The sequence below is a fragment of the Rhizobacter sp. P2_H3 genome (assembly GCF_056403355.1).
The window spans coordinates 1-9553 of record NZ_JBFUFQ010000222.1 but is presented as its reverse complement, the minus strand read 5'-3'; the positions used below and the strand labels follow the sequence as shown (position 1 = coordinate 9553).

Sequence of the window (9553 nt, the reverse complement as noted above, 5' to 3'; positions counted from 1 at the left end):
GGCCAGTGCGAGCATCGCCGGGGCGTTGCCGTGGCGGGCGAAGGCCCAGGCCGCGGCGAAGGCCGCTGCGCCGAGCACGACGCTCGCGAGCCAGCGCCACTGCGCGAACGCCCGGTGCAGCGTGTTGCGCGACAAGGCCAGCAGCGGCACCGCGAGCAGCGCGCAGGCCAGTGCATCGCGCGCCACGGTGCGTGCCGCGGGCAGCCACGCCTGGCGGTCGAGCGTGCCGTCGACGGTGAGGCAGACGAGGGCCGTGGCCACCGCGGCCAGCGTGGGCAGCAGCACGCCGACGCCCAGCAGCAGCCCGGCATCGCGCCAACTGTCGATGCTGCCGACGAAGCCGAGGCGGCGCAGCAACAGCGCCGACAGCAGGCCGGCGCCGACCACGGCACCCGACGCAGCGGCGGCCTGCCAGGGCGCCAGGTCCGAGCCGAGCAGCACGATGCAACCGGCCAGCCACAAGCCGGGCGCCATGCCGGCACCCCAGCGCAGCAGCGCGGCCAGCACCAGGCCGCCGGGCAGCCAGGGCAGCGGCGAGACAAGATTCAGCAGGGGGATCGACAGCCCCCAGCGACCGAGGGCCAGGCAGGCCAGCGACGCCAACACCGCCTGCAAGGCCCAGACGCTCAGGCGCGTGGACGGCAGCAGGATGACGGGCAGGGTGGGCTGTCGGAAAACGGGCACGTGGGCGTCGTGAGGAGGCTTTCGAATGTACCCCGCGACGCTTCCGGCGGGCTGAGCGCGATACCCCGCAGATGCGGGTATCGGTCAGCCGATGGAATCGATACGGATTTCCGGAATCGGCACGCCCGGATCAGAGCGCGAAGTCTTCCAGTTTCTTGCCGGCAGCGACAGCCGCCTTCAGCCATTTGGGTTGCAGGCCGCGACCGCTCCAGGTTTCGCCGGTGGCGTTGTTGCGGTATTTGGCCGCCACCTTGCCACCCTTGCTGGCGCCGGATTTTCCACCGGTCTTGGTGCCGCTTTTGCCGGTCAGGTCGGAAGCCGACAGGCCGTATTCGTTCATCAGCGACTTGACTTTGGCAATCGCATCCTGGCGTTCACGCTTTTGCGTGGCTTCGATTTCCTGCTCGAGGGCAGCCTTCTTGGCGAGCAAATCCTGCAACGTGGTCATCGATGGTTTCCTGTTGAACCCGGCTATATGTGCCGGCGCCGGGATTCTAATTCAGGAAACCTTCAAAAGCCAAGCGAAACTCGCCGGCAGGGAAACTGCCAGTTTCAGGGGACGTCAGGGTGTCGGGGGAACATATCCGGCAGGTTGTTCGACGCCTTCGCCGAAGAAGAACCGCTCCATCTGCCGGGCGAGGTACTGGCGGGCACGCTGGTCGGCCAGGTTCAGCCGGTTCTCGTTGACCAGCATGGTCTGGTGCTTCATCCAGGCGGCCCAGGCTTCCTTGCTGACTTCGTTGTAAATCCGCTTGCCCAGTTCACCGGGATACGGCGCGAAATCCAGGCCCTCGGCCTCTTTCTTCAGGTAAATGCATTGCACCATTCGAGCCATGACGTAACTCCTGTCGATCTGTTTGTAATGTCGTGAAACGAAACCGGCGGATCAGGCCAGTTTCTTGACGAGAACCTGGGAGCGCCGGTCCCAGTTGTATTTGCGCTTGCGGGCCTCGGGCAGCCAATCGGGGTCGACCTGCTTGAAGCCGCGCTTGATGAACCAATGCATCGTTCGGGTGGTCAGCACGAAAATGCTGTCGAACCCGGCACCGCGTGCGCGCTGTTCGATGCGCTTGAGTATTTTCTCGCCATCGCCTTGCCCTTGCACATTCGGGGACACCGTCAGCGCGGCCATTTCGGCGGTATGCGCCTCGGGATACGGATACAGGGCGGCACAGCCGAAGATGACGCCGTCATGTTCGATGACGGTGTAATGGTCGATATCTCGCTCGATTTCGGTCCGGTCGCGTTTGACCAGGGTTCCGTCCTTCTCGAACGGCTCGATCAGTTGCAGGATGCCGCCGATGTCGTCGGAGGTGGCTTCGCGCAGGCTTTCGAGTTTCTCGTCGACGATCATCGTGCCCACACCATCGTGGGTGAACAATTCCATCAGCACCGAGCCGTCGACCGAGAACGGCACGATGTGCACGCGCTCGACGCCGTCTTCGCAGGCTTTCACGGCGTGCTGCAGGTAGAACGCGGTGTCGGTCGGCTGCATCGGGTTGGGCAGCCCGGCGAGCAGCTTGCGGGCGTCGGCCAGCCCCAGTTCCTGGTCGATCTCGCTGTCGGGGTCGAGCGGGTCGAGCGGAATGCCCCGCACCTCGGTGACGTAGATCAGCTTGTCGGCCTGCAGCTCGCTCGCCGTGCTGGCGGCGACGTCTTCCATGCTGAGGTTGAAGGCCTCGCCGGTGGGCGAGAAGCCGAACGGCGACAGCATCGCGAGCGCGCCGATCTCGACCAGCTTGCGGATGCCGCTCGCATCGATCTTGCGCACCAGGCCGGTGTGCTGGAAATCGACGCCGTCGACGATGCCGACCGGGCGTGCGGTGATGAAGTTGCCGGAGACGACGCGGATCTGGCTGTGCGCCATCGGCGTATTCGGCAGGCCTTGCGAGAAGGCGGCCTCGATCTCGTAGCGCAGCTGGCCGGCGGCCTCCTGCGCGCAGTCGAGCGCGAGCGGGTCGGTGACGCGCATGCCGTGGCTGAAGCGCGAGGTGTGGCCCTTGGCGCGCAGCTGCTCTTCGACCTGCGGCCGGAAGCCGTGCACCAGCACCAGCTTGATGCCCATCGCATGCAGGATCGCGAGATCCTGTGCGAAAGCCGACAGCTTGCCGGCGGCGATCAGCTCGCCGGCGATGGCCACGACGAAGGTCTTGCCGCGGTGCGCATGGATGTGCGGCGCCACCGAACGGAACCACGGCACGAAGGTGTGGGGGAAGACGAGGTTCATGGCGTGGCCGCACGACCGGCCGCAGTTTGAAATAATCGACGATTTTGCACGAAGGCTTCGAGTGACCTCTGCCCCGCGCCGCGGCCCAACGCCGGTGGCCAATCCTGTCCCGCCAATCACCTTCCCCGAATCGCTGCCAGTGTCGTCGCGGCGCGACGAGATCGCCCAGGCCATCGAGGCGAACCAGGTCGTGATCGTCTGCGGCGAGACCGGCTCCGGCAAGACCACGCAGTTGCCGAAGATCGCGCTCTCGCTCGGCCGCGGCAAGGGCGCGGGCGGCAAGGGGCTGATCGGCCACACGCAGCCGCGGCGCATTGCCGCATCGAGCGTGGCCAAGCGCATCGCGCAGGAGCTGAACACGCCGCTGGGCGAGCACGTCGGCTTCAAGGTGCGGTTTCAAGACCGGCTGTCGCCCGGCGCGAGCGTCAAGCTGATGACCGACGGCATCCTGCTGGCCGAGACGCAGACCGACCCGCTGCTGAAGGCCTACGACACGCTGATCATCGACGAGGCCCACGAGCGCAGCCTGAACATCGACTTCCTGCTCGGCTACCTGCGGCAGATCCTGCCGCGCCGGCCCGACCTGAAGATCATCGTCACGTCGGCCACGATCGATGCCGACCGCTTTGCGCAGCACTTCGCGTCGCGCCACGGGCCGGCGCCGGTGATCCAGGTGTCGGGGCGGCTGTTTCCGGTCGAGCAGCGCTGGCGGCCGTTCGAGGAATCGCGCGAATACGGCCTGAACGACGCGATCGGCGATGCGGTCGACGAGCTGTGGCGCGAGGGCGCCGGCGACGTGCTGGTGTTCCTGCCGGGCGAGCGCGAGATCCGCGAGGCGGCCGAGCACCTGCGCAAGCACCACCCGCCGGGCGTCGAGGTGGTGCCGCTGTTCGCGCGCCTGAGCCAGCAGGAGCAGGATGCCGTGTTCGAGCCGCACAGCGCGCGCCGCATCGTGCTGGCCACCAACGTCGCCGAGACCTCGCTGACGGTGCCGGGCATCCAGTACGTGATCGATGCCGGCACCGCGCGCGTCAAGCGCTACAGCTACCGCAACAAGGTCGAGCAGCTGCAGATCGAGCCGGTCAGCCAGGCGGCCGCCAACCAGCGTGCCGGGCGCTGCGGGCGTGTCAGCAACGGCATCTGCATCCGGCTCTACGACGAAAAGGACTACAGCGAACGGCCGCGCTTCACCGACCCGGAGATCCTGCGCTCGTCGCTGGCCGGCGTGATCCTGCGCATGATGTCGCTCGGGCTCGGGCTGGTGGAGGACTTCCCGTTCCTCGAGCCGCCGCCGCGCCGCGCGATCGCCGACGGCTACCAGCTGCTGCACGAGCTGGGCGCGGTGGACGAACAGAACGAGCTGACGCCGACCGGCCGCGAGCTGTCCAAATTGCCGCTCGACCCGCGTGTGGGCCGCATGATCCTGGAGGCGCGCAACCGCGAATCGCTGGCCGAGGTGCTGGTGATCGCGTCGTCGCTGAGCGTGCAGGACGCGCGCGACCGGCCGATGGAGCACCAGCAGGCGGCCGATGCGGCGCACAAGAAGTTCGACGACGACCGTTCCGAATTCCTCGGCACGCTGAAGCTCTGGAAGTGGCTCGAAGACGCGCGTGGCGGCAGCAAGGAGCACAAGCTCTCGCACCGCAAGCAGGAGCAGCTGCTGCGCGACAACTTCGTCTCGCCCCGCCGCGTGCGCGAGTGGCGCGACATCCATTCGCAGCTGCACACCGTGGTGGCCGAGCACGGCTGGCGGCTCAACACGCTGCCGGCCACCTACGACCAGCTGCACCTGGCGATGCTGGCCGGGCTGCTGGGCAACATCGGCCAGAAGAGCGACGAGGACGACTGGTACCTCGGCGCGCGCGGCATCAAGTTCTACAAGCACCCCGGTTCGCACCTCGGCAAGAAGCCGGGGCGCTGGATCGTCGCGGCCGAGCTGGTCGAGACGACGCGGCTGTTCGGCCGCGGCATCGCCAACATCGAGCCGCAGTGGCTGCCGGGCATCGCCGGCCACCTGATCAAGACGCAGCTGCTGGAACCGCACTGGGAGAAGAAGGCGGCCGAGGTGGTCGCGCTGGAGCGGGCGACGCTGTACGGCCTGGTGATCTRCAGCAACCGGCGCGTCAATTTCGGGCGCGTCGATGCGGTGGCGGCGCGCGAGATCTTCATCCGCGAGGCGCTGGTGAACGGCGAGTGGGAGACGCGGCTGCCCTTCCTTGCGGCCAACCGCAAGCTGATCGCGCAGGTGGAGGAGCTGGAGCACAAGTCGCGCCGGCAGGACGTGCTGGTCGACGACGAACTGATCCACGCGTTCTACGACCAGCAGCTGCCGGCCGACGTGTGCAGCGGCCACAGCCTGGAGCGCTGGTACCGCGAGGAGAGCCAGCGCCAGCCGAAGCTGCTGTTCCTGACGCGCGAGGAGCTGATGCGGCACGAGGCGGCCGGCATCACGACCGCGTCGTTCCCGAAGACGCTGCGCATGGGCGGCGTCGATTGCAGCGCGACCTACCTGCACGACCCGGGCGACCCGAAGGACGGCGTCACCGTCACCGTGCCGATCTACGCGCTGAACCAGGTGAGCGACGAGCGCTGCGAATGGCTGGTGCCCGGCATGCTGAAGGACAAGGTGCTGGCGCTGGTGAAGACCTTGCACCAGCGGCCGCGCTCGCGGCTGGTACCGTTGCCGGACTATGCGCAGGGCTTCGTCGACCAGGTGCACGAGGCGCATGGCTTCGGCACGGGCAGCCTGGTGGACGTGCTGCTGAAGGCGGTGCGCGACAAGACGCAGCTCGACGTGAAGCGCAACGACTTCAAGCTCGAGCAGCTGTCGCCGCACCTGTTCATGAATTTCCGCGTGGTCGACGAGAACGGCCGGCAGCTGGGGCAGGGGCGCAACCTCGCCAGCCTGAAGGCCGAGCTGGGCGGGCAGGCGCGGTCGGCGTTCCAGGCGCTGGCGGTGCTGCGGCCGGCGGTGGCCACGGCACCCGCTGCCGCAGCGACGCCGGCGGGAGCGAACACGATCGTCGTCAGGACGGCGCCGGGCCGCGCGAGCGCGCCGGTGGCGGAAGCGCCCGAGCCGACCTACACCGACTGGACCTTCGGCGAGTTGCCGGAGCTGATGGAGGTGAAGCGCGGCAGCCAGGTGCTGGTGGGGTTCCCGGCGCTGATCGACCGGGGCAGCCATGTGCAGATCGAGGTGTTCGACGAGCCCGACGTGGCGGCGCACAAGCACCGGGCCGGCCTGCGGCGGCTGGTGGCGCTGCAGATCCGTGACGCGCTGAAGTACCTCGAGAAGAACATCCCCGACCTGCAGAAGATGGCGGTGCTGTACATGCCGCTGGGCACGGCCGAGGAACTGCGCGAGCAGATCATCGACCTGGCGCTCGACCGCGCGTTCCTTGCCGACCCGCTGCCGGCCGATGCGCAGGCCTTCCGGCGGCGCATCGACGAAGGGCGAGGGCGCCTGACGCTGATCGCCAACGAGATCGCCCGCAGCGTGATCGTGGTGCTGACCGAATTCGCCGCGGCGCAGCGCAAGCTGAAGGATGCGCGGGCGCCGAAGGACGTGGCCGACGACGTGCAGGCGCAGCTGGCACGCCTGGTGCCGRAGCGTTTCGTGGGGGCGACGCCGTGGGCCCAGCTGGCGCACCTGCCGCGCTACCTGAAGGGCGTGGTGATGCGGCTGGACAAGCTGCGCGCCGACCCGGCGCGGGATGCCCAGCGGCTGGCCGAACTGCGTCCGCTGGAGCAGCGCTGGCTGCGGCTGCTGGCCGATCGCAAGGGCGTGCACGACGGGCGGCTGGAGGAGTTCCGCTGGCTGCTGGAGGAGCTGCGGGTCAGCCTGTTTGCGCAGGAGCTGCGCACGCCGCAGCCGGTGAGCGTGAAGCGGCTGGAGAAGGCGCTGGGGGCGCTGACGGTGTGACGGATGCAGCGGAGGCCGGACGGAATTCGATGCGAAGTCGATCTGTTCCGGTGCGCGAGCGGCCCGAATCGCTGCGAGCGCTGGTTACAATGCGCCGGTTCGGGGTGTAGCGCAGCCTGGTAGCGCAACTGGTTTGGGACCAGTGGGTCGGATGTTCGAATCATCTCACCCCGACCATCAACTCTCTCCCATCTGCAGGCCCTCAGCCTGTTCCCTCGCTGCCCGTAGCTCAACTGGATAGAGCAGCTGCCTTCTAAGCAGCAGGTCGGGGGTTCGAGTCCCTCCGGGCAGGCCAAGATCAACGACCTGGACGCGGTGGCGATCGACACCGGCGGCCACCGGGCAAGCCGATCAAGAGAGCCAATCGATGGTTCGCCGCAAGCGATCTCGCGTTGCCGGACACCACTTCGCTTCACCAGACGGTCGCGGCGGCGCGGGCTGAACAGAATCGGAAGCGTCGCAACCACCGCCGCGCTCGCCGCAACGATCATGCCTACCGGGTTCCCTCCACCGACCTTCCATTACCCCACCACCTCCTACGGGAGACCGCAGCAACCGGTGCCGCATGCGCCGCAGCAGCCGCACGGCCCGATGCCGCAAGGCGGGCCTGCGATGCAGCCCCCGCTGGGCATGCCGACGTCGGCGCGCCGCAAGACCAATGGCTCGATGCCGCCGCAACTGCCGCTCGGCATGCAGAAGCAGCAGGACTCCCAGTCGTGCTGGAATGCCGCGAGCCAGTCGTCGATGGCGTACTACGGCCTGCAGCATTCGCAGCAGGAGATTGCCCACGCGATCGGCGTGGCGCCGGGCCAGCCCGGCAACCCGGGCAAGGTCTACAAGCACTACGGCATGGACAACGGGAAGATCCCGTTCGAGCACATGAGCCCCGGCGATCAGACCCAGCAGGAAGCGTTGCGCCTGGCACAGACCATCCGCCACGAGCTCAGCCAGCAGCATCCGATGACACTGCAGCTCACCAGCACGGACCAGCACATGCAGCCGTTCCAGCACGCCGTCAACGTGCTGTCCATCGATCGGAACAACAACGTGCTGCTCGCGGATCCAGGCGCCCAGGGGTACCGATCCAGGCCCACGTCTCGCAGCTGCTGACGGGTTGGCAGCCCTATGACGGTTCCGGTGCCTCCATGAATCCCGAGGTGCACCTGAAGAACCTGTACCCGACGAAGACCCCGCCGGGTTCGCCGAGCTATGCGACGGGTCTTCCGCTGCGGCCGGACAAGTATTGGGGCTGAGGGCGCAGCGTGCGGCTTCTGATCCATGTCAGTGGCATGCTGCCGGCATGGATCGAGTCACCCGCCGGCCGGCGCTTCGCGGCGGCCTCATCGCCCTCGTCGCCGCTGTTCTTTTCGGAGCCAGCACACCGCTGGTTCAGCGTTTCGGCGTGGGGGTCGGCAGTTTCACCACGGCGGCGCTGCTGTATGCGGGCGCTGCCCTGGTCGGATGGGTGCTTCGCCGTCCCGTCGAGCACGAGGCTCGCGTCCGTCGCAGCGATGCAGGTCGGCTGACCCTGATGGCGGTGTCTGGCGCCGCGGTCGGCCCCGTCGCGCTGTCTTGGGGGCTGCAGCACACCAGTGGAGCCGGCGCTTCGCTCATGCTCACGCTGGAGGCGGTATTCACCGCGGTGCTGGCCATGCTCTGGTACCGCGAGGCGATGGACCGGCGCGTCCTCCTGGCCATGACATTGCTGACGCTGGGCGGCATGGCGCTGATCATCGACCGAGCCTCGGCAGGCGTCAGCCAGACCCTGGGGCTTCTGGCCGTGCTCGCCGCGACCGCAGCCTGGGGCGTCGACAACACGCTGTCGCGCGGGGTCGCCGACCGCGATCCCGGCCAGGTGGTGATGTACAAGGGATTGCTGGGTGCGATGGCAACGGCCGCTCTCGCAGGGGCCTTCGACGAACCGGTGCCGGCCGCCGGGCAGGCGGGTGCCCTTCTTGCGGTGGGTGCGACAGGCTACGGGCTGAGCCTGCGCTTCTACCTGCTCGCTCAACGTGCGTTCGGTGCAGTGCGCACCGGCTCCGTCTTCGCGTTCGCTCCGTTCGTCGGCGCACTGTTGGCCTTCCTGCTGGGGGAGCGCAGCGGAAGCGGCTGGATGCTGGCGGGGGCCTGCTTGATGATCCTCGGCATCGTCTTGCATCTTGTCGAGCGCCACGAGCACCAGCACCAGCACGACGAACTGGAGCACGAACACGCCCACCGCCATGACGACGGGCACCACGACCACGGCCACGATGCACTGCCAGCCGGTGCGGTGCACAGCCATCCGCACCGTCACGAGCCGATGCGTCATGCACACCCGCACGTCCCCGATGAGCACCATCGGCACGTGCATTGAGGTGATCTCGCTGCCGGCCCATCCTGCGAGCCGTCAACGGCGCACGCAGGCCTCGATCTCGGCCAGCAGCAGTGCCGGCTCCAGCGGCCGCAGCAGGTAGCGGAAGGCACCGAGCTCCAGCCCCAGTTGGYGCGAGGCCTCGTTCCAGTGCGTCGACGACAGGAAGATGAACGGGATGTCGCGCAGCCGCGGGTCGGCCTTCACGCTGCGGATGAAGTCGAAGCCGGTGCCCTCGCTCATGCCGACGTCCGAGATGATCAGMGCCGGCAGCCGCTCGCGCGCCATCTGCAGCGCGAGGCCGGGCGTCAACGCCGTCAACACCTCGTAGCCGTGCGGCTGCAGCAGGTCGCGCTTGAGTTCGAGG

Annotated in this window: 8 protein-coding genes and 2 tRNA genes; 5 read left to right on the top strand and 5 right to left on the bottom strand. The window is 68.0% G+C overall.

Going from position 1 to position 9553, the window contains the following annotated elements; all coding sequences use genetic code 11:
• The 4 genes from AC1D1T_RS26440 to argA all read right to left on the bottom strand — a co-directional run.
• Nucleotides 1-684: hypothetical protein (locus AC1D1T_RS26440; RefSeq protein WP_477992802.1), on the bottom strand; the 684-nt coding region annotated here is incomplete at its 3' end.
• Nucleotides 685-814: 130 nt separating this feature from the next.
• On the bottom strand, nucleotides 815-1132 hold the full coding sequence (locus AC1D1T_RS26435) for an H-NS histone family protein (protein WP_047508939.1): 318 nt from the start codon (nucleotides 1130-1132) through the stop codon (nucleotides 815-817).
• Between the two features lie 114 nt (nucleotides 1133-1246).
• Nucleotides 1247-1519 carry an oxidative damage protection protein gene (locus AC1D1T_RS26430; protein ID WP_047508941.1) on the bottom strand — a complete coding sequence of 91 codons (273 nt, stop codon included), beginning with the start codon at nucleotides 1517-1519 and terminating at the stop codon, nucleotides 1247-1249.
• Nucleotides 1520-1570: 51 nt separating this feature from the next.
• Nucleotides 1571-2911 carry an amino-acid N-acetyltransferase gene (argA, locus tag AC1D1T_RS26425; RefSeq protein WP_047508943.1) on the bottom strand — a complete coding sequence of 447 codons (1341 nt, stop codon included), beginning with the start codon at nucleotides 2909-2911 and terminating at the stop codon, nucleotides 1571-1573.
• Here argA and hrpA point away from each other — a divergent pair.
• From hrpA to AC1D1T_RS26400, 5 genes are all read left to right on the top strand, one after another.
• Nucleotides 2910-6833 carry an ATP-dependent RNA helicase HrpA gene (gene hrpA / locus AC1D1T_RS26420; protein WP_477992801.1) on the top strand — a complete coding sequence of 1308 codons (3924 nt, stop codon included), beginning with the start codon at nucleotides 2910-2912 and terminating at the stop codon, nucleotides 6831-6833. The two genes, argA and hrpA, sit on opposite strands and share 2 nt — an antisense overlap.
• Nucleotides 6834-6933: 100 nt before the next feature.
• Nucleotides 6934-7010 (top strand) — tRNA-Pro (locus tag AC1D1T_RS26415).
• A gap of 41 nt (nucleotides 7011-7051) precedes the next feature.
• Nucleotides 7052-7128: transfer RNA gene (locus AC1D1T_RS26410), tRNA-Arg, on the top strand.
• A gap of 317 nt (nucleotides 7129-7445) precedes the next feature.
• Nucleotides 7446-7943: a C39 family peptidase gene (locus AC1D1T_RS26405; protein ID WP_477992800.1), complete on the top strand. Its 498-nt coding sequence runs from the start codon at nucleotides 7446-7448 to the stop codon at nucleotides 7941-7943.
• A 190-nt stretch (nucleotides 7944-8133) separates the two neighbouring features.
• The gene (locus AC1D1T_RS26400; RefSeq protein ID WP_477828630.1) at nucleotides 8134-9189 is read left to right on the top strand and encodes a DMT family transporter; all 1056 of its coding nucleotides are present in this window, start codon (nucleotides 8134-8136) and stop codon (nucleotides 9187-9189) included.
• A 33-nt stretch (nucleotides 9190-9222) separates the two neighbouring features.
• On the opposite strand, the gene AC1D1T_RS26395 is transcribed toward AC1D1T_RS26400, so the two are convergent.
• Nucleotides 9223-9553 (bottom strand): response regulator (locus tag AC1D1T_RS26395; RefSeq protein ID WP_477992799.1); only part of this gene is annotated, 331 nt, incomplete at its 5' end.